Source organism: Sorangiineae bacterium MSr11367 (assembly GCA_037157805.1).
In the GTDB taxonomy this organism is placed as follows: Bacteria; Myxococcota_A; Polyangia; order Polyangiales; family Polyangiaceae; genus Pendulispora; species Pendulispora rubella.
Map to the genome: position 1 here is coordinate 2,107,323 of CP089983.1, position 22,629 is coordinate 2,129,951.

Here is a 22,629-nt window from a genome sequence, read left to right on the forward strand (position 1 = left end):
GGGAAGACGGGAAGGGAACCGGCGCGTAACAGCGCGGAACGCTGTTTTTTGTTTTCCGTTGGCCCATTGGGCCGAGTGGAAATCCTAAAAAACTTCCCGTCTTCCCGTCTTCCTGTTCAATCTCCGGGAGGTGGAATGGGGCGATCGCGCAGCTCCAGCTTGTAGCGGGCGCGGTACTGCGTGTGGCAACCGCGGCATGATGCCTTGACCGCGTCGATGCGGTTGGCGCGTGCCGCGGCGGCACCGTCGCGGGCGATGGAGGCCCAGTGCGAATACTCTTTGGGGGCGAAGGTCGCCAGCTCGTCGAGCGCCTTCGCGAGCGCGAAGGGATCTTTGGCGGCCATGGCCGCGGCAGTGTTGGCCTTCATCCAGGCTTCGAGCGGGAAGACTTTCGCTTTGGGCTCGGGCGTGGGGTCGGCCCCAGGTCCCGCTTGCGGGGCCGTTCCTGCTGCGGCTTGGATCGCGAAGAAGGCCACGCAGGCGAAGGCAACGAGATAATGTCTGTGTGATCCCATGAAACGAACCCTCGTCGAACTGATCTCCGCGAAACGCGATGGCCTCAAATTGGGGACGGACGAAATCAAGCGTCTGATTGCCTCCCTCCTCGATGGGACCTTGGCCGATTATCAGATGGCTGCCTTCTTAATGGCGGTCTTTTTTCGCGGACTCGACGATGAAGAGACCGTGGCGCTGACCCAAGCGATGCTCGAGTCCGGGCAGGTGCTCGACCTCTCCGATGTGCGTGGCGTGAAGGTCGACAAACATTCGACCGGCGGTGTCGGTGACAAGGTATCGATCTGTCTGGCGCCGCTGGTGGCGGCATGTGGGGTGCCCGTGCCGATGGTCAGCGGACGCGGGCTGGGTCATACGGGCGGAACGCTCGACAAGCTGGAAGCGATCCCGGGGTTTCGGACGGATCTCGACGTATCGGATTTTTCGCGCATCGTGCGAGACGTGGGCACCTGCATGATCGGGCAGACCAAGGAGATCGCACCGGCCGACAAGCGAATCTACGCGCTGCGGGACGTGACGGCGACCGTGGAGTCGGTGCCGCTCATCGTGGCGTCGATTCTGTCGAAGAAGCTGGCCGAGGGGATCGATGCGCTGGTGCTCGATGTGAAGGTGGGGCGCGGGGCCTTCATGAAGACGGAGGCGGAGGCGCGCGTGCTGGCCGAGGCCTTGGTGCGCGTGGGGACGCGTGCGGGCAAGAAGGTGAGCGCGCTGTTGACGAACATGAACACGCCGCTGGGCGAGGCGGTGGGCAACGCCAACGAGACGCGCGAGGCGCTGGAGATTTTGCACGGGCGCGGGCCGGCGGACCTGCGAGAGTGCACGCTGCTCTTGGGGGCGGAGATGCTGGTGCTCGGCGGTAAGGCGGCGGGTGCCGTGGAGGCGCGGGCGGAGCTTTTGGCGGCGATTGCCGATGGCAGCGCCGTGGCCGTGATGGAGAAGATGGTGGCCGCGCAACATGGCGATGCGCGCGTGGTGCGCGATCCGTCGCTCTTGAAGATGGCGCCGGTGGAGGTGACCATCGAGGCGCCGCGCGAAGGGTTCGTGACCGCGGTGGATTCGCTGGAAATCGGGCTTTCCGCGGTGGCCATGGGGGCGGGCAGGACGCGCACGGATCAAGCGGTGGACCCCGCGGTGGGGATCTCCGTGCTGGCCAAGCCGGGCGCGCGCGTCTCGAAGGGCACCGAGCTGGCGCGGGTGATCGCGCACTCGAAGGAGGCCGCGGCGCCCATCGTGGAACGGGTGCGCGCGGCCTTCGCGCTCGGGGACGAAGCGCCCCCGGCGCAGCCGCTGCTTTACTCGCGCATCATTTGAGGCGTGAGCCGGGGGGCGGGTCGCCTTCGACGGTGGCGAGGTGGAGCGCTTCGCTCGGGCCCGTGGCCATGAGCATGCCTTGCGAGACGAGGCCCTTGCCGAAGCTGCGCGGCTCGAGGTTCGCGACGACGATGATCTTGCGGCCGACCAGGTCTTCCGGTTTGAACGAGAGCGCGAGGCCCGCGATGATGGTGCGCGGCTCCGCCTCGCCCAGGTCCACGGCGAGCTTGAGCAACTTGTCCTTGCGGGGCACCCGCTCGGCGGTCTTCACGTAGCCGACCCGCAGATCCACGCCGAGGAACGTGTCGTAGTTGATCGGCGCGGGGGCTTCGCCCGCCGCCTGGGGAGCCGCGGGGGCTGCGGCGGCCGGAGCCTCGGCCGCGGGCGCCCCGTGCACGTGGGGCGCAAGCTTCGTGAGCAGCGCGGCCTCGGCGTCTTTGTCGATGGTCGGAAAGAGGGCGGCGGCCAGCGCCAGCGGCTCCCCGGCCGGTCGCGGCGTGAAGCCTTTCGGCCAGAGGTCCTCACCGGCCTTCGGCGCGAGCGGGGCGAGTCCCAGCTGGGCGCGCAGCCCATCGCTCTTCTTGGGCATGGCCGGCCAGATCATCACACTGAGCTGGCGCAGGGCCTCGAGCAAGTTCGCCAAAATCGTGTGCGTGCGCACCATGTCTCCCGCCTTCGCGGAGGCCCATGGCGCGGCCTTGTCGACGTAGGCGTTGGCGGCGGACGAAAGCGTCCACGTTGCCTCCAGCGCGCGATGCGGCGCCAGCTCGTCCCACGCCGCGCGGGCGGCCGCGGAAGCCGTGGACGCGGCCTCGGCGAGCTCGCGCTCCAGCGGTCCCACCTCGCCCGCCGGCGGCGTTTTCCCGTCGGAAAACTTCACGCACAACCCCAGGGTGCGGCTCAGAAGGTTGCCCAGGTTCTTCCCGAGGTCCGCGTTGTACCGCTCGATCAGCGCGGTGTGCGAGAAGTCGCCATCTTGCCCGAACGCGATGGCGCGCAAGAGGTAATACCGCAGCGTGTCCGGCCCGAGCTCGCGCGCCAGCCGCAGCGGATCCACCGCGTTGCGCAGCGACTTGCTCATCTTCTGCCCATCGACGGTGAGGAAGCCGTGGGCGAAGACTTGGCTCGGCAGCTCCTTCTCGGTGAAGCCGGCCGCCAGCAAGAACGCCGGCCAATAGATGGCATGGAAGCGCAAGATGTCCTTGCCCACCACGTGCACCGCGCGGCCGCTCGGCGGCCAGTAACGCCGCAGCGGATCGCCTTCTTTGCCCAGCGCCGTGAGGTAGTTCGTCAGCGCGTCGAACCACACGTACATGACGTGCTCCGGCCGATTCGGCACGGGGATGCCCCACGTGAAGCTCGTGCGCGACACGCTCAGATCGCGCAGGCCGCTGGAGACGAAGCTAATGACCTCGTTGCGGCGCGACGCGGGTTCCACGAACGACGGGTTGCGCTCGTAGAAGTCGAGCAGCGGCTTTTCCCAGCGCGAGAGGCGGAAGAAGAACGTCTTCTCTTTGACCCGCTCGACCGGCTTGGCGTGGATCGGGCAGAGGTTGCCCGGCAGAAGCTCTTTCTCGGTCTTGTAGGATTCGCAGCCGACGCAGTACCAGTCTTCGTACTCGCCCTCGTAGAGGTCTCCGCGTTCTTCGATGCGGCGCCACAGGTCCTGCACGAACGCCTTGTGGCGCGGCTCGGTCGTGCGAATGAAGTCGTCGTTCTCGATGTCCAGCACCGGCCACGCTTGCCGAAAGCGCTCGGCCATTTCATCGACGAAGGCCTGCGGGGTTTTGCCTTCCTCGTGGGCTTGGCGTTCCAGTTTCAGCCCATGCTCGTCGGTGCCCGTGAGCATGCGCGACTCGTCGCCAATGAGCTTGTGGAAGCGACGGAGCGCGTCCACCACGATGGTGGTGTAGGCCGTGCCGACGTGCGGGATGTCGTTGACGTAGTAGATCGGTGTCGTGACGTAGAAGCGGTTCACACACCGGGAAATAGCACGTTATTCGCGGGCGCTGGGGTCGCGCGTTACTCGCGCGCGCTGGGATTCAGCGTGCGCACGGGCGGGAAGCCGGCGCGGGAGGCGCGCGGGGCTCGGTCGAGCGCCTGACGAAGCGGCAACATGAACAGCCGCTCGACACCGATGCGCAGCTCGTGTGGTGGGGCCGCGTCCGGTGTGGACTGCATCAGCTTGAGATCGCGAAGGACGGCGCGTTGCTCGGCGGCCTTCATGTCGGCGGCGGCCCCCGGCGGCAGGGTGGTGGTGATCTCCGCCGGCATGGGGGCGACCAGGACGACCTCGACCCCGCCTTGGCGGATCCAGGTGGCTTGGTAGAGCGTGGCAATCGGCCCGACGGCCTCGTGGAACATGAAGCCGCGCCATTCGAGCGGCAGCGACAAGTCGAAGATGCGCCCGTCGATTTCCAGGTTGGTGCCGTCGAGCACGAGGACTTCGCCGCGGGAGCCGGTGAGGTAGATGCGCTGCAGTGCCTGCGGCGCGTAGCACTCGGCGACGCGGAGCAATTCGGCGGCGTGGGTGGCGGTCATCGCGCTCTCCACGCCTTGCGAGCCGACGGCGTCGGCATCGGGCACGGTGATGGCGCGGCTCAACATGTCGCGCGCGGCGAGGGCGTCGGTCGGGCTGCTCACGCGCACGCGCTGGTAGCGGGTCTGGTGCGCTGTGGTGAAGGCCAAAAGGGCCTCGCTTCGCATGTGGTTGGCGAGCACGGTGATGCCGAAGGGCACCTGGAACTCTGCCAATGTAGTTGGCTCGGCTCCGGGTTCGAGCCGCATGAGGGAGCTGTCCTCCGCGGTGACGCTCCCGCGCGGGCGACGCGGCCGGCGCGCGCGCAACGTTTGCGCGACCCGAACGAGCCCCCCGAGCGCCACGCCGATGAGTACGACGCGGTCGAACGGTGCCATCGGCAACGTACACCCGAGCGCCCCGAGGGCGAAAAAGGCGAGCGCAACCGATAACTCCCGTCGCCGGGACGAGCTGTTCGGCGGCTCACCGAGAGGCCATTGCCACCGCTGATCCGCTCGGACACTCCTCATGAAGCCCTCGCCGCAAAACGTTCCCGCGGCACCATCGCCGCGCGGGATAGCCCGTTCATTAAGTAACTAGCACCCGCCGTCCACCTTGGCTTGTTGGATGAAACGAAAAAGCTTTGGGGGGCGCCGCCGCCGCACGCGGTCGGGTGTTCGGTCTGGGCTGGTTATGCGTCGGACTACGCGTTCCGCTTAGGGGTTTGGGGCGGGCACGTTCGGCTCCGGATCGGTGTCGTCCGGAAACGAGTCGCCGTCGACGTCGCGAGCCGGCTTAGGGGAATCCGCCCTTGGCCGGGTCCGTGATGACGCGCGGCACATCCCCCTTGAAGCCGTTTGCGGTTAGCCGTTTGCCGTTGCAAGAAACGTGGCTACCGTCGACTGGAGCTGGACTGCGTACCGCTGCTGCGACGGAGACGATTGCACGACAACCGCGGTGACAGTCAGGGTTTTGACGTCCGCAATGCTCGTCGTCGATGGCCTCGAGCTGGAGTGACTAGACGTTATGGCGCGCCCGGTGGTGGGCCACCCAGGGGGCAAGGCGCGACCCTTGTTCGCCGACCCGCGCTTCTTTGGCGCCGGTTTCCCGCTCCATGCGCGCTGCGGCAATGGCGACGGCGACGGCCACGGCGCGGCTCTTGTCGGCGGGCGGAGGTGAGTAGCCCAGGAGCTCGTCCTTGTGTCGCTCGAGGAAGCCCGTGTCGTAGCGCCCTGCGACGAAGTCCGGGTGGGCGAGGAGCTTCTCGTGGAAACTCAGGTTGGTGCGGATGCCGGTGACGACGTATTCGCTCAAGGCACGCCGCATTCGGGCGATGGCGCGATCTCGGGTGGGGGCCCACACACTGAGCTTGGAGACCAGCGGGTCGTAATAGCTCGAGATTTCGCTTCCCGGGTACGCTCCGCCGTCGTCGCGCACGCCCGGGCCGGCCGGGACGACGAGCTGCTCGATGGTGCCGGGCGACGGCAAGAAGCCGGTGGCGGGATCTTCGGCGTAGACGCGGCACTCGATGGCCGCGCCGCGTGCGACGAGATCGCGCTGGGCGAAGGTGAGGGGCTCACCCTGGGCGATGAGGACCATTTCGCGCACGAGGTCGAGGCCGGTGATGAGCTCCGTGACGGGGTGCTCGACTTGAAGGCGCGTGTTCATCTCGAGGAAGTAGAAGCTTCCGTCTTGCGCGAGGAGAAACTCGAAGGTGCCCGCGGAGTGGTACCCCACCGCCTTGGCGCCCTGCACGGCGATGGCGCCCATCTGGGCAACGAGTTCGCGGGAGGCGGCGGGGGAGGGGGTCTCCTCGACGACCTTTTGGTTGCGCCGCTGAATCGAGCAATCCCGCTCGAAGACGTGCACCATGTTGCCTTCGCGGTCGCCCAGCACTTGGATCTCGACGTGCCGCGGAAGGAGAATCGCCTTTTCGATGTAGACCGTGTCGTCGCCGAAGAACTTTTTGGCCTCGCTGCGCGCGCGCTCCCATGCGGAAGCCATTTCCTCGGCGCTGTCGACGCGGCGCATGCCCTTGCCGCCGCCGCCCGATGCTGCTTTCAGCATGACGGGGAAGCCGATTTTCTTCGCGGCCGCGGTGGCCTCTTCGCTGGTGTCGCACAGGGCGCCGGGGACGATGGGAACACCTGCATCTTGCATGCGTTTCCGCGCGGCCGTCTTGGAGCCCATTTGCCGCATGGCGCTGGCCGCCGGTCCGATGAAGGCGATGCCCGCCTGCTCACAGGCCTCGGGCAGGAGCGGATTCTCACTGAGAAAGCCGTACCCGGGGTGAATGGCATCGCACCCCGCGCGCTTGGCCGTGTCGATGATTTTGTCGACCCGGAGGTAGCTCTCCGAGGCCGCCGCCGGGCCAATGGGATACGCCTCGTCGGCCACCCTCACATGGAGCGCCGCCCGGTCCACGTCGGAATAGACGGCAACGGCCGCAATCCCCATTTCATGAAGCGTGCGCACGACGCGCACCGCAATTTCACCACGGTTGGCGACCAGGACCTTGCGAAACGGCTTGGGCATGGCCGCGCACTATAAGCCGCCCCGCGCCCCGACGGAAAACCTGTCTTCGCTCAGTCGGCGAAGAGTTGCTCGGCCGCCGCCACCGAGACGGCTCTCTCGAGCCATCGATCGAGCTGGTCGAGATCGCGGCATGCAAGGACGCGAGCTTTCTGCTCATCGGCGATGGCGACTCCGCGCGCCCTCAAGACGGTGAGCACGCTCGCGGCCTTGCCTTCCGCCTTGCCCTCGGCCCGCCCTTCGCCTCGGTGCTTGAGAGCAAAGTCACTTTGATATTCGAACGGTGCGCCTGCCATGAGCCTCTCCAATGCTATTTTAGCAACCTGCCCGAGCGAGAGAAAGACCAACTCCGAATAGGGTAGCGCGCGATCGTCTTCGAGCTCGTGGCAGGCCGCTATCGCTGCCGTTGCCATTTCGAGTGCGCGCTCGGGATCCTCGTGCTTTCCGTGAGCCATGATCCCAAGGATGGCAAGCTCAGGGGCGCTTCGCGCTTCCGCCGGGTCGACAATGCACGGAATGTCCTTGGGACCCAACACCAGCGGCGTAAGGCAGAAACCCGGATGGCCGATCTCAATCGGTTCGCTTGCCCAGCGCGCCACATGCTCATCGATGGCTACGACCAAGAGCACCGCATCGCACCCGAATTTGGCTCGGACCCCCGTCGTGTAGTGCGGCCAGGTCCGGCGTTTTTCCAATTTCGGAGCGAGTTGAGGCTCCACGATGAGTGCGCAGACTGGCTTTCGCTCGGGGCCGCGCTCCAAGAGAATGATCAAGTCGGCGGTGAACGTGGCGGGGACGGGCTGCGTGAGATCCGCCTCTCCGATGCGGGCGTGATCGAACGGCGGTAGGTTCACGTGCAGCGTGTCCCGTGCGAGCTGGGCGGCCAGCTCCGGATTGTGCCGGAATAGAAGGACGAGCCCTTCGTGCGGGAGCGACGGCATGACGATGGATCCTACCGGGCGCGCAGATGCGGGCCATCTTTCTGCTCGTGCGCGGTAGCTGCTTACATCGCGCGTCGAGGCGGTTAGACTCGGCCGGGACGTGACCATTCCGTTCGACTTCAGTCGGAAGGCTCCGCCTCCTCCGCCTCCCGCAGCGCCGCCCCCGCCTCCGCCCCCCTCGGAGGAGCGGCGGATCGTGTCGGTGGCCGAGCTCGGGCGCGTGCTGCAGCGGACGCTGGAGGAGGTGCTTGCGGCGCCCATTTGGGTGCAGGGCGAGGTGTCCGGTGTGCGGATGGCGCCCAGTGGGCATGTGTATTTTACACTGAAGGACGAGCGCGAAGAGGCGGCGATCGATACGGTCATGTACCGCACGAACGTCACCGTGCGGGCGCGCCGGTTGCTCGCGGAGGGGGCGCGGGTGCGCGTGCGGGGAAAGCCCACGTATTGGGCGCCGCGCGGACGGTTGCAGTTCGTCGTCGATCGTGTGGAGCCCGATGGCAAAGGGGCCCTGCTCGAGGCGCTGGAGAAGCTCAAAGAAAAGCTGCAGGCCGAAGGGCTCTTTGCGGTCGAGCGAAAGCGGCCCCTTCCCGCCGAGCCGCGCATCATCGGCGTGGTGACCAGCGCCACGGGGGCTGTGATTCACGACATCTGCAAGGTCGCCTTCCGGCGCGGCGGCGCGAACATCTTGCTCGCGCCGGCCACCGTGCAAGGGCCCACCGCGGAGAGCTCGATCCGGTATGCGCTGCACATGCTCCAGCAGGTGCGCGGGGTCGACGTCATCATCGTGGGACGCGGCGGCGGTTCGAGCGACGATTTGCGGGCCTTCAACGACGAATCCGTCGCGCGTGCCGTTGCCGCCTGCAGGGTCCCCATCGTGAGCGCGGTGGGGCACGAGGTCGACGTCACCTTGACGGACTTCGTCGCCGATGCGCGCGCCGCCACACCGTCGCAGGCTGCGGAAATGGTGGTGCCCGACGCGCGCGCGCGGCGCGATCTCTTGGTCCATGCACGGGCGCGACTCGAACGCGCCATGCGCGCGCGCCTCACCGAGGACCACGTGCTTCTCGGCCGCATCGAGCGCAAGCTGGGCGATCCCCGCCTGGCCATCGCCACCCAGAAGCGCACCCTCGACGAGGGCGTGCGGCGCATGCAGCGCGCCCTGGTCCGCGTGCTCGAGGCGAACAAAGGCGCGCTCGCACGCATCGAACCGCGCCTTGCCGCGCAGCACCCCGGGCGGGTCATCGTGCGCGAGCGCACCGAGCTGGAACGCTCCGAACAGAGACTCGTGCATTCTGCACGCAAGGCGTTGGCCGCCCGCGCGGCGGTCGTCGCCGGCCTCGCCGGGCGGCTCGATGCCATGAGCCCGCTCAAAGTGCTGGGACGCGGGTACGCCATCGCGACGCTGCCCAACGGGCACGCGCTCCGTTCGGCGGACGAAGTATCCATCGGCGAGCGCATCACCGTACGCCTGGAACGCGGACGGCTCGAGGCCGAGGTCATCGCGCGGCGCGAGGAAAAGCAAGAGAAGGACGAGGAGAAGGCACTATGACGACCCGCAGGTTCGCGGTCATCGGCGATCCGGTGGCGCACTCGAAGAGCCCGCGCATGCACGGGGCCGCATTCCGCGCCCTCGGCCTGCCGCACACGTACGAAGCCGTCCGCGTGGGGCCCGACGATCTCGAAGGCCTCGTGCGCGACCTGCGCGCGGGAAAATACGACGGCGTCAACGTCACCGTCCCACACAAAGAGAAAGTGCTCTCGTTCGTCGACGAGCTCGATCCCAGCGCGCGCGCCGTGGGCGCGGGGAACACCTTGGTGCGGCAGGAAGACGGTGCCGTCGTGGCGCACAACACCGACGTGCCCGCGCTGGTGGCGGAGTTGCGCGAGCTGGCCCCCGAGCGCGATGCCGAGGGGTGGGCCGAAAAGCAGGCCCTCGTTCTGGGCAGCGGCGGTGCGGCGCGGGCGGCGGTGGTGGCCCTCGCGGTCATGGGCGTGCGCCTCATCACGGTGCGCGCGCGATCCGTGGAGCGGGCGACCACCCTCGCCGAGCTGGTCATGCGCGCGGGCGCGCCGGCGCTCCTGCGCGCGCAGCCGCTGGCGGCCAGCGACGACGATGGCGGGTTCAACGTCATCGTGCAGACCACGAGCTGCGGTATGGAGGGCGCCGCGCCGGGAGAAGCGGTCTCGGGCGCGGTCGATTGGGACCGCCTCGCGCCCGATGCCGTGGCCCTCGACGCCGTGTATTCGCCGCCGGAGACTCCGTTTTTGCGCGCTGCTTTCGGGCGCAACCTCCGCGTCAAAAATGGCCTCGGGATGCTGACCGCCCAAGGTGCGCTCGCCTTCGAACTCTGGCTCGGCGTGCGGGCCCCGCGGGAGGTCATGCGCGCGGCCCTCGTCTCGTGAACGTGCGGCGGTAGAATGGCGATCGTGTCCACCGGTCAGAACTTTCAGCGCCTCGGGTACCGGAGGATCGTCCAGCTTCTCATTTACCTGGTCATCATCCCCACCGTCCTTTTGCTGACGTTGGGCTTCGTCCTGATGTTCATCGGCGAAGGCAGCATCAACCTGCTGCTCGGCATCTTGACCGTGACGTTCGTCTCCGTCGTCGTCACCGGCGTCATCTTGGTTCTCGTCTTCGTACGGCGCGAGGCCAACTTGAGCGAGCTGCAGGCCGACTTCGTCTCCAAAGTGAGCCACGAGCTGCGCACGCCGCTCACCGCCATCCGCCTCTTCGCCGAGACCATCGAACGCTCGCGCGAGGACGAGAAGACCGTCGACCAGTGCCTCGATCTGCTTCTCGGCGAGTGCGAACGCCTCACCGGCCGCATCGAGCGCTTGCTCGATTGGGGCCGCATGGAGGCCGGGCGACGCCTCTACCACCTGCGCGAGCAAAGCGTGACCGAGGTGTTCGAGCACGCCGTCTCCGCCTTTTCCGCGCTGCGCACCGACAAGATCGACTTCGAGAGCGAGCTCGATCCGGATCTGCCGAAGATCCACGCGGACCGCGATGCGCTCGTCGACGCGGTGGTGAACCTTCTTTCCAATGCGTACAAGTACGGCGGGACGCCACCCGTCGTGCGGTTGCGCGCGTACGCGCCGGCCACCGGCGGTGTGGCCATTTCGGTGACCGACAACGGGCCCGGCATCGCGCGGCCGGAGCACCGGCGCATCTTTCAGAAATTTTACCGCATCGACGATCGCCTTTCGCGCGAGCGTGAAGGAAGCGGGCTCGGTCTGGCCATCGTGAAGCACGTGGTGCGCGCCCACCGCGGACGCATCGTGCTCGAGAGTGCGCCAGGGAAGGGAAGCACCTTCACCTTGGTGCTGCCGACGCCGCCCCGATCGCGTAAAAAGAGACCCAGCGGCGCCCACCCGGCGGCGGAGGTCTCCGGCTGATGCGAGAGAACCAACCCAAGGCACAACGCAAGGTGCTCGTGGTCGAGGACGACCACAGCATCGCGCTCGGACTGCGCATCAACCTGGAGAGCGAAGGGTACACCGTCTTTCTCGCCGACGACGGCGAGCGCGGGCTCGAGCTGGCGCAGGGCGAGGAGCCCGATTTGGTCATCTTGGACATCATGCTCCCCAAGATGAACGGCCTCGAAGTCCTGCAGGCCATCCGCCGCAGCGGCCGCACCATGCCCATCATCCTGCTCAGCGCGCGCACCGCGGAGATGGACAAGGTCACGGGCCTGGAGCTCGGCGCCGAGGACTACGTGGCCAAGCCTTTCAGCCTGGCCGAGCTCCTTGCGCGGGTGCGTGCTGCCCTGCGTCGAGGGGCGATGGCGCCACTCGCCACGATGCACGCTTTCGGCGACGTGATCGTGGACGAAGGCGCCCGCAGCGTTCGCAAAGCCGGCCAGCCCGTCGACGTCACCGCGACGGAGTTCGACCTGCTGGTGTGCCTGCTTCGCGCCAAAGGCCGCGTGCTCACGCGCGAGGCGATCTTTCAAGAGGTGTGGGGTCCGAACCACCACGGCACGCCCCGCACCATCGACAATTTCGTCCAGCAGCTTCGGGCCAAGCTCGAAACCGATCCCCAGAGCCCGCGGCACTTCCAAACCGTGCGCGGCGTCGGCTACCGCTTCTCGCCGAGCTAGAGCACCTTCGACGAGGCTGTGCTAATCCCGGGCGACGATGGATCAAGCTCTCCTTCGTCAGTACATCTCCACGGTCTACGAGCTGCCCACGCCCGATGGCCCGCTTCGCGTTTCGCTCGACGGAGATTCCGCGACGGATCCCTCCATGCTTCCCGAGCTGCTCACGCGCCCCTTTGCCGTCCTCACGGCGTACAACCCGCGCTCGATGCTGCTGCCGCGCAAGGTGAACGAAGGCCGCCACATGGTCATGCGCGACCTGCTCATCCTCGGGTGCTACCGCGTCGAACAATGCGTCGGCTACGACGAAGAGCCCGATGGAACGTGGCGCGAGCCCTCATGGCTGGTGCACGCCATGGATCGCGATGAGGCCGTGGCCTTCGGGCGCGTGTTTCGCCAGAACACGATCCTCGTTTGCCACAACTCCCGGCCCGAGTTGATCGTGACCGATCCCACGTGTGACGACATCGGTCGCGTCATCATCGGGACCTGGCGCCTCCGGGCCTAGTGCGGGGCGTGGCCGTGCGGGGCGGCCGCTCGGCGGCTTGGGGCCAAGGGGGGCGGGGGGCAGGTGCGGGCGACCGCGCGCAAGGGTGTCCGGGACAGGCCGAAGGTTGTCCGGGACAGGGGCGCGAGCGCGGAGCGGCGCTTTTTTAGCTGGATACGGGTTGGCACTCCGTTGGCAATGCGTGGGCGCAGGCCTTCGTGCGCGGTGCTCCGGACAGCGCGCCCGCAAGGTCGCAGATCAAGATGATGGGTTGCGACAAGGTACGAGCGGGACGCAACAGCCCTCCACATGCCCGTTGACGCGCGGAGCCACCCCTACGGGGGTCCAGCCAGCGGGAACAACATGCGGAGTGGTGACGGGAAGCGCTGCGGGTGCGGACCGGTAGCCGAAGACCTCGTTGGGGAAGCAGCAACAACTGCTCGCATCTACCGGAACTTTTCTACCCTCATTTTTATCTGGCAGAGAGAACGCCAGAAGAAGCTCGTCTGAGGTTGCGCGGAGCGCGCGATCACGCACCCGTTTGTCCCCTCTCGCCCTCGAGGAAAGGCTTGCCCTTCGCCACGCGGGCTCCGGTCTCACCGGGCACCGAGACACGAGCCGCGAGTCGCGCCCCACACCCTACCCCCACTTCTGGTCGAAATTACGTCCCGTCTTTCGCGCAGCGGAAGCCGGTCATCACGAGGCGGTAGGTGCCCGGGTGGTGCACGCGGTTGGTGCTGCGCAGACTCGGGCCGTCGTAGTTGTAGGCGCCGCCGCGTAGAACGCGCTCGCAGATGCGCGGGATGGGGTTCGACCCCGTGAAGCCTTGTTTGCCCTCCTCGCGAAGCTTGTTCAGCGCAGCGAGGATCTCGGGGCAGCTTCCCGGCTTGCCCTCGCTGGCCGTGGGGCGCGTGTACGCGAAGGGATCGTACTCGTCCTCCATCCATTCCCACACGTTGCCGGCGAGATCGTCGTGGCCGTAAGGGCCTTTGCCCTTGGGATGCGAGCCCACGTCGTCGGTGGCCTGGCGCCCGAGATCGCGACCGAAAACGGTGAGCTCGGGGGTGGCGGGCTCGTTGCCCCAGGGGAACTTGCGGCCGTCGTCGCCGCGGATGGCGCGCTCGTACTCGGCCTCGCGTGGAAGACGTTTGCCGCGCCAGGCGCAGTACGCGTGCGCGTCGTCCCAGGTCACGCCGTTGATCGGCTGCCGCGGCCCGTGAAAGAGCGACTCGCGCGCGGCGTGCGAGCGGGTGGCGATGTTCGCGTCGGCGGGATGGCAGGCGCGCGCGGCGACGCACTCGGCGTAGGCGGCGTGCGTGACCTCGGTTCGGTCGAGCAGAAAAGGCTTCAACGTGACCGCGTGGGCCGGGTGCTCGTCGTCCTGCCCTCCGCGATCGGCGCCCATGGTGAAGGTGCCGCCCGGGACGGGAAGCATCTCGCCGTCTTTCTCGTCGGCTCCGAGAAGGGGCGCAGGGGCGGTCAAGATGCCCACGACGGCCGCGCAAAGCGCAGCAAGGAGAGGCCCGCGAACCGAAATCACCGTCCCCCTCGATTACCACGAGCGCGGGGAGCCGTGCTAACGAGGTTCCGTCCGTGATCTCCGTCTCCCACCTCGTCAAGCACTACGGGTCCCACGTCGCGGTGGACGACGTCTCGTTTCGCGTGGAAAAAGGGCAGATTGTCGGCTTTTTGGGCCCCAATGGCGCCGGCAAGAGCACCACGTTGCGCATCCTGTCCGGCTTTCTCGGCATGACGTCGGGCAAGGTCGAGATTTGCGGGCACGACGTCGAGGAAGCCTCGCTCGAGGCTCGCCGCTCGGTCGGCTACATGCCGGAAGCCGTGCCCCTCTATCCGGAGATGCGCGTCGTGGAGTACCTCACCTTCCGCGCCGAGCTCAAAGGTGTGGCACGCGCCAAGCGCCGCGCCCACGTCGACGACGCCATGGAGAAAGCCAGCGTCTTCGACGTCGCCACGACGCTCATTGGCAAGCTCTCCAAGGGCTACCGCCAGCGCGTCGGGCTTGCGGATGCGCTGGTGGCGAACCCGCCGCTGCTCATTTTGGACGAACCCACGGCCGGGCTCGACCCGAACCAGATCCGCCAAGTCCGCGAGCTCATCGCCGGCCTCTCCGGCGAGCACACCGTCCTCTTGTCGACGCACATCTTGAGCGAGGTCGAGCAAAGCTGCGACCGCGTGATCCTCATCGCGAAGGGCAAACTCCTCGCGGAGGGCAAGACCGCGGACATCCGCAAAATGCGCCGTCCCACGGCGCTCGAGGTCACGGTGCGCGGCGATGCGCAGGCGGCGGCGCGCGTGCTGAAGGGCATCGAGGGCGTGGCCAAGGTGAAAGAGGCGACGGCGAAGCAGCAAGATTCGGCGAGCTTTCAGGTGACGTGGGCGAAGAAGCTGCCCGATGCGGAGATCGATGGCACGATCGAGGCCGCCGTTTCGGCCCTGGTGGCCGCAGGCCTCGGCGTGCGCGAGGTGCACCCGGTGGGCAGCTCGCTCGAGGACGTCTTCACGGAGCTGACGCGCGGCCCCGCGCCGGAGGAGCCGTCGTGAACGGATTCTGGCCGATCTTCAAGCGCGAGCTTTTTGCCTTTTTCGTCACGCCCATCGCGTGGGTGCAGATCTTCGTCTTCTGCCTCGTGCAGGGCATGCACTTCTACCTGGTCATCGACCATTTCGCGTCGCAGCCGGAGCTTGCGGGCGATCAGACGCCGCTGCAGGCCTTCTTCGGCAACACGGTGCTCCTCTACATCGTGCTCTTTCTGCTCGTGCCCCCGATGACCATGCGGCTCTTCGCCGAGGAGCGGCGCTCGGGCACCATCGAGACCTTGATGAGCGCCCCGGTGTCGACGCCCGCGGTCGTCCTCGGCAAGTACCTATCCGCCCTCACGGTGTACGCGGCCATGTGGCTGCCGACCGTGGCGTACCTGGTGATCTTGCGGCGTACGGGCGCGGTCGATTGGCACGTGGTCGGGGCCAGCTACCTCGGCGTGGTGCTGGTCGGCGCGGGGTACCTGTCCGTGGGCACCTTGATGAGCGCCATCACGCGCACCCAGTTTCTGGCGCTGGTGGGCACCGCGTTCGTGCTCCTGGTGCTCTTCATCCTCGGCGTCGGTGAGTTCGTGACCCCGGCGGGAAGCACGCTGCACGACATCTGCGCGCACGTTTCGGTGTGGGCGCAGATGAACGATTTTGCCAGCGGCATCGTCGACTCGCGCAGGCTCGTCTACGACGCGACGTTGATCCTGCTGCCGCTGTTCGTCACCGCGCGCGTGGTCGATGCGTGGAGGTGGGGGTGAAAAAGAAAGCCCTCGACGCGGGCAAGAGCCTCCAGCTGGCCGGCATCGTGGCCGCGGCGGTGCTTGCCGTCGTGCTCAATGTGCTCGCGGCGCGGCACTTCCGCCGCTGGGACTGGACCGCCGGCAAGCTTTACACCTTGAGCCCGGCGACGCTTTCCACCCTGCACAACCTGCAGGAGCCGGTGCAAATCTGGGTGCTCCTCGGCGGGGGCGATCCGCTCGAGCAGAGCGTGAAACAGCTCCTTTTGAGCTACACGTCGGAGACGGACAAGCTCGATATCCACTACATCGATCCGGATCGCGACTTCGTGGCGCTGCAGGACATTCGCAAGCGCTTCAACATCGACGTCGACCGCACGGATCAGGGCCGCATCGTGACCGACGCCATCATGGTGGTCGCGCGCGGCGATCGGCATTGGTTCCTTCTGCCGGGCGACATGTTCGAGGCCGCCGGCGAGGACACGCAGGCCAAGCCGCGCGAGGAGCAGGCCATCACCGGTGCCATCCGCAGCGTGCTCGGTGGCGAAAAGGTGAAGATCTGCTTCACCGCCGGGCACGGCGAGCTGTCGCTCCAACAGATGGGGCCCGATGGGCTGCGCGTGTTTCGCGACATCCTGGAGAAGAACAACTACGAGCCCGTGACCATCGACACCACCGAGCCAAACGCGTACGAGCCCTTCAAAGGTTGCGCCGTGGCGGTCATCGCGCGGCCGCAGGGGCCGTTCGCCAAGGACGAAGAGGCGCGGCTGCGCACGTACCTGCTCGAGGGAGGAAGCTTGCTCGCGACCCTCGGGCCCATCAACGGCACGGGCGAAAACGGCATGAGCCCGCCCGGTCTCGCCGACGCGCTCGCGCCGTTCGGCGTGGCGCTGGACGAGGACTTCGTGTTCGAGATGGCGCCGCGCCTGGCCATCCCGCGGACGAAGAATGCGCAGTTCGTGGTGCTGCCGAAGGATCACCCGGTGACGGCGGGGCTCGTGCCCGTCGATGCGTCGCACCAGCCGCCGCGCGTGGTGGTGGCCATTGCGCGATCGCTTCACCGCGTGCAGGCCGATGCGACCATGAGCGATCTGCTGGTGACCAGCGACGAGTCCTTCGGCCGGCGCAGCATTGCGGGCGCGGCGGATTGGACCGATGCGCCGGACAAGCGGCCGCAGGATCCCGGCGGGCCTCTCGTGGTGGCCATGGCCAGCGAGCGCGCCAAGGTCGGGCCATCGGCCCCGCACGGCCCGCGCGTGGTGGTCATCGGCGCGCGCAGCGTGATGCAAGAGCAAGATTGGACCGAGCCGAGGGCCACACGCGGCGCGGCGATCCTCGTGGAGAATGCCATTGCATGGCTCGCGGCCAAGCCGCAGATCCTCGATGTGCCCGCAAAGGCCGAGGTGGCGGCGGGGATCAAGATCAGCGATGCGGAGCGCTCGGACGTGCGAAATTACGTCCTGTTGCTGCTTCCCGCGGCGGTGGCGTTCCTCGGCGTGGCCGTGGCGGTGGCGCGGCGCGCGAGCGAGCGGCGTCCGCGTGAGAAGCGTGGCCCGCGCGGGAACGGTGCTTCGTGAAGGCGAAGGGTGGCGTGCGCCGGCATCTGACGTCCATCGTGTTCATCGTCGCGGCGGTTCTCGTGTCGATCTACGCGTACGTGGTCGACCGCGGCAAGGTGAGCGATCCCGAGCGCAATGCGCGTGGAGCGGCACTTTTTCCCGCGTTTCGCCGCGACGAGATCACGCGCGTCGAGCTCACGGGCCCGTCCGAGAACCTCGTGCTCGAGCGCGGCGTCGGGGAGCAAGCGGATTGGCGCATGACCTCGCCCGTGCCGGCAGCGGCCGAGCCCGCGGCGGTCGAGGCCCTGCTCGGCGCGCTCGACGTGGGCAATGTGATCCGGCGCGCCGAGGGGCAGAACTTCGACAAACCGCGCCTGCGCGGGACCGTCGCGATGGGCAAGGTCATCTACCGGTTTGCCCTGGGCGCGGAGGCTCCCGTTCCGGAGGGCGCCGCGTACGTGCAGCTCGATGGCGAGGGCTCCTTCGTCGTCGGGCGCGATTTGGTCACGCAGCTTCTGAAGGTCGCGGACACGTACCGCGAGCGCACCATCGTGCCGTATTTGTCGATTGCGCTGCGGCGGCTCGAGGTGCGGGCAGGGGAGACGTGGGCCATCGAGCGGGTCGACGACGTGAGCTTCCGATGGGCGCCGCCCGAAGAGGGCCGCATCTCGCGCGATGGGATCGATCGGGTGTGGAAGGCGCTGGCCGAGACGCGCGCGGAGGTGTTCATCTCCGACGCGGAGGCCGAACGCGGCCAGGAGCAGACGACGCCCGTCGTCGTGGTGATGACGCCAAAAGACGCGGCCAAGCCACCGGGCGAGCTCTCGGTGGGCGGCGTGTGCCCGGGCCACCCGGAGGACGTCATCGTCGTGCGGCGCTCGCCGACGCGGCTTTCGGCGTGCGCGCCCAAGATGGTCCTCGATGGACTGGGCACCCCGAAGGCCGATTTGGCCGACAAGCATCTGTTCGCGGCCCGGTTCGACGAGGTGGAAGAACTGATCCTCGAGTCCCTCGATCCCGGCGGCCCAAAGCTCGAGATGGCGCGCATGGGCAACGGATGGCACGAGCGCTCCCCGGAAGATCGCGAGCTCTCCAAGGACGAAGTCGACATGGCCAACACGCTGGTCACCCAGTTGGTGCGCGGCGAGGGGCGGCTGGTCGACGGCGCCAAGGAGACGACGTCGTTCACCCCGCGGCTGCGCGCCGTCATCGGTCGCACCGAAAGCCAGGCGCGCGAGGAGGTGCAGCTCGATCGCACCCCGAAGTCGCGCGCGGTGCCGGGCGCGGTGTCGCTGGCCGACGAGTTCCTCGTGAAGCGCGCCGCCGACGGAGCGCTCCTCGCCATCGACCGCGAACTCGAGCGCAAACTCGAACCGCGCGCGACCGCACTGCGCGGGCGTGAGCTCTGGACGCCGCCGCTCGAAGGCAAAGAGGTCGCGGCCGTCGGCGCCCGGTGCACGCGCGGCATCGACCAGGAGCTTGTGCGCGAGGGTACCTCGTTCATCATGCGCAAGCCCGCCGGCTACCCGGCGGACAACGGCGGCGCGCTCGATCTGTTCGAGGCCGTGGCCCACACCAAGGCCGAGAGCTGGGTCGCCGACGCGGACGACGGCACCTTCGGCCTCGCCGAGGGCTGCCGCATCGACGTGGGCGTCAAAGACGCTACCGGCACGCGCACCGAGTCGCTCCTTCTCGGGCGCGACGCCGAGAACGGCGTCTATGCCCAAATCGCAGGACGCGCCCCCGTGTTCGTGGCCCCCAAGGCACTCAAGGACATGGCTGCGCGACCCCTGGTCGATCGCAACGCGTTCTTCATCGACCCGCCCAAGCTCACCGCGGTGACCCTGAAGCGCGGCGACAAAAGCCTCACGGGCACCGAGCCCGTCTTCCAAGCCTTCTCCAAGCTGCGCGCCGAAGAGGTCAGCCACCTCGGCCCCGCGCGCCCCGACGAGGGCTTCGCCTCGCCATCCCTCGAGGTGCGCGCCACCGTTGGCGCCGACGCCGCCCCGCGCACATCGCGTTTCGTCTTCGGCCGCGCCACCCTGCTGCGCGACCAAAAAGTGTACTTTGCACGCATCGACGGCATCGACGCCACCTTCCTCGTCGCCAAGGAGCGCCTCGATCCATTCCTCGACGCGTTCTAGCTACTCGTACAAGCCGCGGCGGCCCCAGTTTAGGACCAGGAGCTCGTTCGTCTCGCCGCGTTTCGTGGCGTCGCGGTTGATGAGGCGTGGGGCGCGGACCACGTACGCGGCAAAGTCGGCGTAGAGCGCGCGGGTCTCCTCGGTGTCGGCGTTGGAGAGCATGGCGCGTGCACCGCGTTCGCGCAGCGCGCTGAACTCGGCGACGAGGCGCGCTTGATCGTCCGAGCCGAATCCGCCCGACGCGTAGCTCGTGAAGTCGGCCGTGTCCGAAACGGGGACGTACGGCGGGTCGAAATAGACGAAATCGCCCTCGCCCAGATTGCGCGTGGTCTCGCAGAAATCGTTCACCTCGATGTCCACGCCTTGAAGCGCGCGCGAGGCGGCCTCGAGGCGCTCGACATCGACGATGCGCGGATTGGCGTGGCGCCCGAAGGGGACATTGAATTTTCCGCTGGCATTCACCCGCCAGAGACCGTTGAAGCAGGTGCGATTCAGAAAAATGAGGCGCGCCCCGCGTTCGACGTCGCTCATGCGCGACGGATCGAGGTTCCGCGTCGCGTAGTAAAGCTCGGCGTCGTACCGGTATTGCCGCAGGGCTTCGATGACGGCGTCTACATCGTCACGCACGGCCCGGTAGCATGCGACCAAGTCTTCGTTGCGGTCGGACAGAACGGCGCGCTCGAAGGGAGGCCGCTTGTTTTTCCCTTCGAGCCGCGCGCCCGCCAAGGCAAAAAAGAGCGCGGCGCCGCCGGCAAAGGGCTCGGCGTAGGTACGGATGCCGCCACGCGCCGCGCGCACTCTGCTCTGCAATTCGGGAAGCAAGCGTGATTTACCACCGGCCCATTTAACGATCGGCTTCGGCGTCAGTGCTTGCACGTTGTTACCGCGTGTTACCATAACCGTTGCTTTGAAAGAACCCGCTTCTTTTCCCGATGATGGCCAAGAGGGCGTCCTGCGGCGCCGGGTGAAGGCCGAGCTCCGCAAACGTATGCGCGGTCTGCGGGCCGCCACGCCCGAGAGTGCATGCGCCGAGCGCTCCTCGCGCATCGTCGCGCGCCTGCGCGAGCGGCCCGAGCTCGGGTCGGCCCGCGGGGTCGCCCTTTTCTGGCCCATCACGACCCGGCACGAGGTCGACCTTCGCGCGCTCGACACGGACCTTCGCGCGAAAAATGTGCGTCTTTACTACCCGGCCATCGACCCGGAGTCGCTGGTGATGACCTTCAAGGAGGTGCGTGACGTGGCCGCGCTCGAGGAGGCCGGTTTTGGCTTCGCCGAGCCGCCGGCCGACGCCTACGTGCCCGCCCCGGGGGAAATCGACGTCGTCGTGGTGCCGGCCCTGGCCGTCGACGCGGCGGGGTATCGTATCGGGTACGGCAAGGGCTATTATGATCAGGCCCTCCCTCGTTTTGCCCCTCCCGCCGTGACGATTGCCGTGGCTTACGATTTTCAGCTCATTTCCGAAGTCCCGGTGACCCAGGGCGACGTATCCGTCGATTGGGTCGTGACCGACGCGCGCGCGTACCGTGCGGGCCAAGGTGGAGACTAAGTGCTGCCGATCAGCGTCGAGCCGCTCTATCTGATCCTCTCGGGCACCGCGCTCGCAGCGGCGGCGGCCTACGGGTTGGCCCGTTCGAAGTACCAGGAGGCCTTCCTCCAAGAAGTGCGCGAGCGCGAGCCGAAGATCGACCGCGCCCGGGCCGAGGAGCGGGAGCGCTACGACAAGCTGGCGCGTGAGACGCGCGAGCAACTGGAGACCGCGCGTGACGAAGCCGAGGAGCTGCGCCGCGGACTCGATACGGCACGGCAGAACGCCGAGACCGCGCGCCAGATGGCCGCCGTCGAAGCACGCGAAACGGCCTTGCGCGCGATCGAAGAGGTGAAGGAGGAAGCGCGCAAGCTGGTGGAGGAAGCCGAGGGCCACGCCGAAACCGCCGAAAAGCGCGCACAGGCCCTGGAGAAGGGCGCCGCGCAAAAAGAAGAACACCTGCAGAAGAAGGAAGGCGAGCTCGAGAAGCTGGAACAGGCGCTCATGGCCAAGGAGACGAGCGCCATCCAGATGCAGCGGCAGGCCGCGGAGCTGGTGAACGCGCGCCGCGCCCGGCTGGAGGCGCTGGCGGGGTTGAGCGGCGAACAGGCGCGCCAGACGCTCATGTCCGAGGTGATGCACGACGTGCGCGAGGACATGGCCCGCGAGGTGAAAGCCATCGAGGAGGCCGCCCGCACCGAGGCAGAGACCCGGGCCAAGCGCGTCTTGGGCATCGCCATCCAGCGCTACGCCGGCGAGAGCGTGCAAGAGCGCGCCGTCACCACCGTGCATCTGCCCAGCGACGACATGAAGGGCCGCATCATCGGCCGCGAAGGGCGCAACATCCGCGCGCTGCAGGAGGCCTGCGGGCTGGACATCATCATCGACGAAACGCCCGAGACGATCCTCATCAGCGGCTTCGACCCCGTGCGGCGCGAAGTCGCCCGCGTGGCCCTCGAGCGCCTGGTCCAGGACGGGCGCATCCAGCCTTCGCGCATCGAGGAAGAGGTCGCGCGCGCGCAGCAGGAAGTGGAGAAGATGCTCGATCAGATGGCCGAGCGCGCGATGATCGACCTGGGCGTGCTCCAGGTGCACCCGGAGATTCAGAAGCTCCTCGGGCGCCTGCACCATCGGTATTCGCTGGGGCAGAACGTGCTGCGGCACTCGTCCGAGACGGGCTTTCTCACGGGCATGATGGCCGTCGAATTGGGGCTCGACGAGCGGATCGCGCGCCGGGCAGGCTTTCTGCACGACATCGGCAAGGCAGTGAGCCACGAGCAGGAGGGCGGCCACGCGGTCATCGGCGGCCAGCTCGCGCGCAAGTACGGCGAAGACGCCATCGTGGTCAACGCCATCGCCGCGCACCACGAGGACGAGCCGGTCACCAGCGTGTACACGCACCTGGTGACGGCCGCCGATGCGCTGAGCGGCGCCCGTCCCGGGGCCCGCCGCGAGGTTCTGGAGGGCTACATGAAGCGGCTGCACGATCTGGAACAGATCTCGTCCCGCTTCGTCGGTGTCGAACGCGCCTACGCGCTGCAAGCCGGTCGTGAGGTGCGCGTCATCGTCGAGCCGAGCGAGGTGAGCGACGCCGAGGCCGTCCTCTTGGCCCGTGAGATCTCGAAGCGCATCGAGAAGGACATGAGCTACCCCGGGCAGATCCGGGTCACCGTCATCCGCGAGACGCGGGCCATCGACTACGCGAAGTAGTTTTC

19 protein-coding genes are annotated in these 22,629 nt (G+C 67.6%); 12 read left to right on the forward strand and 7 right to left on the reverse strand.

From position 1 onward, the window contains the following. Positions 1-116: 116 nt before the first annotated feature. Positions 117-515, reverse strand: coding sequence for a hypothetical protein (locus LVJ94_08290; GenBank protein WXB07233.1), 399 nt, complete (start codon positions 513-515; stop codon positions 117-119). Between LVJ94_08290 and LVJ94_08295 the strand changes: the two genes are divergently transcribed. Continuing rightward, positions 514-1,824, forward strand: coding sequence for a thymidine phosphorylase (locus LVJ94_08295; GenBank protein WXB07234.1), 1,311 nt, complete (start codon positions 514-516; stop codon positions 1,822-1,824). The genes LVJ94_08290 and LVJ94_08295 overlap by 2 nt on opposite strands. Here the strand turns inward: LVJ94_08295 and metG are convergent. The 4 genes from metG to LVJ94_08315 form a co-directional block, all read right to left on the reverse strand. Next, positions 1,817-3,802 carry a methionine--tRNA ligase gene (metG, locus tag LVJ94_08300; protein ID WXB07235.1) on the reverse strand — a complete coding sequence of 662 codons (1,986 nt, stop codon included), beginning with the start codon at positions 3,800-3,802 and terminating at the stop codon, positions 1,817-1,819. The genes LVJ94_08295 and metG overlap by 8 nt on opposite strands. A 44-nt stretch (positions 3,803-3,846) precedes the next feature. Beyond that, positions 3,847-4,872, reverse strand: coding sequence for a hypothetical protein (locus LVJ94_08305; protein ID WXB07236.1), 1,026 nt, complete (start codon positions 4,870-4,872; stop codon positions 3,847-3,849). 487 nt (positions 4,873-5,359) lie between these two features. Then, positions 5,360-6,877: an acetyl-CoA carboxylase biotin carboxylase subunit gene (locus LVJ94_08310; protein ID WXB07237.1), complete on the reverse strand. Its 1,518-nt coding sequence runs from the start codon at positions 6,875-6,877 to the stop codon at positions 5,360-5,362. A 50-nt stretch (positions 6,878-6,927) separates the two neighbouring features. Beyond that, a complete protein-coding gene (locus tag LVJ94_08315; protein WXB07238.1) occupies positions 6,928-7,815 on the reverse strand; it encodes a hypothetical protein in 888 nt (295 codons plus the stop codon). A 100-nt stretch (positions 7,816-7,915) separates the two neighbouring features. On the opposite strand from LVJ94_08315, the gene xseA reads away from it, so the two are divergent. From xseA to LVJ94_08340, 5 genes are read left to right on the forward strand one after another with little or no spacing between them, the layout of a single operon-like run. Continuing rightward, positions 7,916-9,364 carry an exodeoxyribonuclease VII large subunit gene (xseA, locus tag LVJ94_08320; protein ID WXB07239.1) on the forward strand — a complete coding sequence of 483 codons (1,449 nt, stop codon included), beginning with the start codon at positions 7,916-7,918 and terminating at the stop codon, positions 9,362-9,364. Beyond that, a complete protein-coding gene (aroE, locus tag LVJ94_08325) occupies positions 9,361-10,218 on the forward strand; it encodes a shikimate dehydrogenase (protein ID WXB07240.1) in 858 nt (285 codons plus the stop codon). Before xseA ends, aroE begins: the two co-directional genes overlap by 4 nt. A gap of 24 nt (positions 10,219-10,242) precedes the next feature. Beyond that, the gene (locus LVJ94_08330; GenBank protein WXB07241.1) at positions 10,243-11,211 is read left to right on the forward strand and encodes an ATP-binding protein; all 969 of its coding nucleotides are present in this window, start codon (positions 10,243-10,245) and stop codon (positions 11,209-11,211) included. Then, positions 11,211-11,915, forward strand: a complete 705-nt coding sequence (locus LVJ94_08335; GenBank protein WXB07242.1) for a response regulator transcription factor — start codon at positions 11,211-11,213, stop codon at positions 11,913-11,915. Before LVJ94_08330 ends, LVJ94_08335 begins: the two co-directional genes overlap by 1 nt. A 37-nt stretch (positions 11,916-11,952) precedes the next feature. Then, positions 11,953-12,420, forward strand: coding sequence for a DUF3293 domain-containing protein (locus tag LVJ94_08340; GenBank protein ID WXB07243.1), 468 nt, complete (start codon positions 11,953-11,955; stop codon positions 12,418-12,420). A gap of 640 nt (positions 12,421-13,060) precedes the next feature. Here LVJ94_08340 and LVJ94_08345 read toward each other — a convergent pair. Further along, complete coding sequence (locus LVJ94_08345; GenBank protein WXB07244.1) at positions 13,061-13,939, reverse strand: formylglycine-generating enzyme family protein; 879 nt, start codon at positions 13,937-13,939, stop codon at positions 13,061-13,063. A gap of 53 nt (positions 13,940-13,992) precedes the next feature. Between LVJ94_08345 and LVJ94_08350 the strand changes: the two genes are divergently transcribed. From LVJ94_08350 to LVJ94_08365, 4 genes are read left to right on the forward strand one after another with little or no spacing between them, the layout of a single operon-like run. Next, on the forward strand, positions 13,993-14,961 hold the full coding sequence (locus tag LVJ94_08350) for an ABC transporter ATP-binding protein (protein WXB07245.1): 969 nt from the start codon (positions 13,993-13,995) through the stop codon (positions 14,959-14,961). After that, complete coding sequence (locus tag LVJ94_08355) at positions 14,958-15,707, forward strand: ABC transporter permease (GenBank protein ID WXB07246.1); 750 nt, start codon at positions 14,958-14,960, stop codon at positions 15,705-15,707. The genes LVJ94_08350 and LVJ94_08355 overlap by 4 nt, the downstream gene beginning before the upstream one ends. After that, the gene (locus tag LVJ94_08360) at positions 15,704-17,263 is read left to right on the forward strand and encodes a GldG family protein (protein WXB07247.1); all 1,560 of its coding nucleotides are present in this window, start codon (positions 15,704-15,706) and stop codon (positions 17,261-17,263) included. Before LVJ94_08355 ends, LVJ94_08360 begins: the two co-directional genes overlap by 4 nt. After that, positions 17,260-19,389 (forward strand): DUF4340 domain-containing protein, encoded by a 2,130-nt coding sequence (locus LVJ94_08365; GenBank protein ID WXB07248.1) that lies wholly within the window; start codon positions 17,260-17,262, stop codon positions 19,387-19,389. The genes LVJ94_08360 and LVJ94_08365 overlap by 4 nt, the downstream gene beginning before the upstream one ends. Here the strand turns inward: LVJ94_08365 and LVJ94_08370 are convergent, their stop codons facing one another. Further along, complete coding sequence (locus tag LVJ94_08370) at positions 19,390-20,187, reverse strand: Dam family site-specific DNA-(adenine-N6)-methyltransferase (GenBank protein ID WXB07249.1); 798 nt, start codon at positions 20,185-20,187, stop codon at positions 19,390-19,392. 109 nt (positions 20,188-20,296) lie between these two features. Between LVJ94_08370 and LVJ94_08375 the strand changes: the two genes are divergently transcribed. Together LVJ94_08375 and rny are read left to right on the forward strand one after the other, a co-directional pair. Continuing rightward, a complete protein-coding gene (locus LVJ94_08375) occupies positions 20,297-20,935 on the forward strand; it encodes a 5-formyltetrahydrofolate cyclo-ligase (GenBank protein WXB07250.1) in 639 nt (212 codons plus the stop codon). Continuing rightward, positions 20,936-22,624, forward strand: a complete 1,689-nt coding sequence (gene rny, locus LVJ94_08380) for a ribonuclease Y (GenBank protein WXB07251.1) — start codon at positions 20,936-20,938, stop codon at positions 22,622-22,624. The last annotated feature ends 5 nt before the right edge of the window (positions 22,625-22,629 follow it).

Bases quoted from the DNA above. Each gene is read 5' to 3' on its own strand.
- LVJ94_08340 (WXB07243.1), top strand. From the start codon at position 11,953: ATGGATCAAGCTCTCCTTCGTCAGTACATCTCCACGGTCTACGAGCTG.
- LVJ94_08290 (WXB07233.1), bottom strand. From the start codon at position 515: ATGGGATCACACAGACATTATCTCGTTGCCTTCGCCTGCGTGGCCTTC.
- LVJ94_08295 (WXB07234.1), top strand. From the start codon at position 514: ATGAAACGAACCCTCGTCGAACTGATCTCCGCGAAACGCGATGGCCTC.
- LVJ94_08335 (WXB07242.1), top strand. From the start codon at position 11,211: ATGCGAGAGAACCAACCCAAGGCACAACGCAAGGTGCTCGTGGTCGAG.
- LVJ94_08315 (WXB07238.1), bottom strand. From the start codon at position 7,815: ATGCCGTCGCTCCCGCACGAAGGGCTCGTCCTTCTATTCCGGCACAAT.
- LVJ94_08305 (WXB07236.1), bottom strand. From the start codon at position 4,872: ATGAGGAGTGTCCGAGCGGATCAGCGGTGGCAATGGCCTCTCGGTGAG.
- LVJ94_08310 (WXB07237.1), bottom strand. From the start codon at position 6,877: ATGCCCAAGCCGTTTCGCAAGGTCCTGGTCGCCAACCGTGGTGAAATT.
- aroE (WXB07240.1), top strand. From the start codon at position 9,361: ATGACGACCCGCAGGTTCGCGGTCATCGGCGATCCGGTGGCGCACTCG.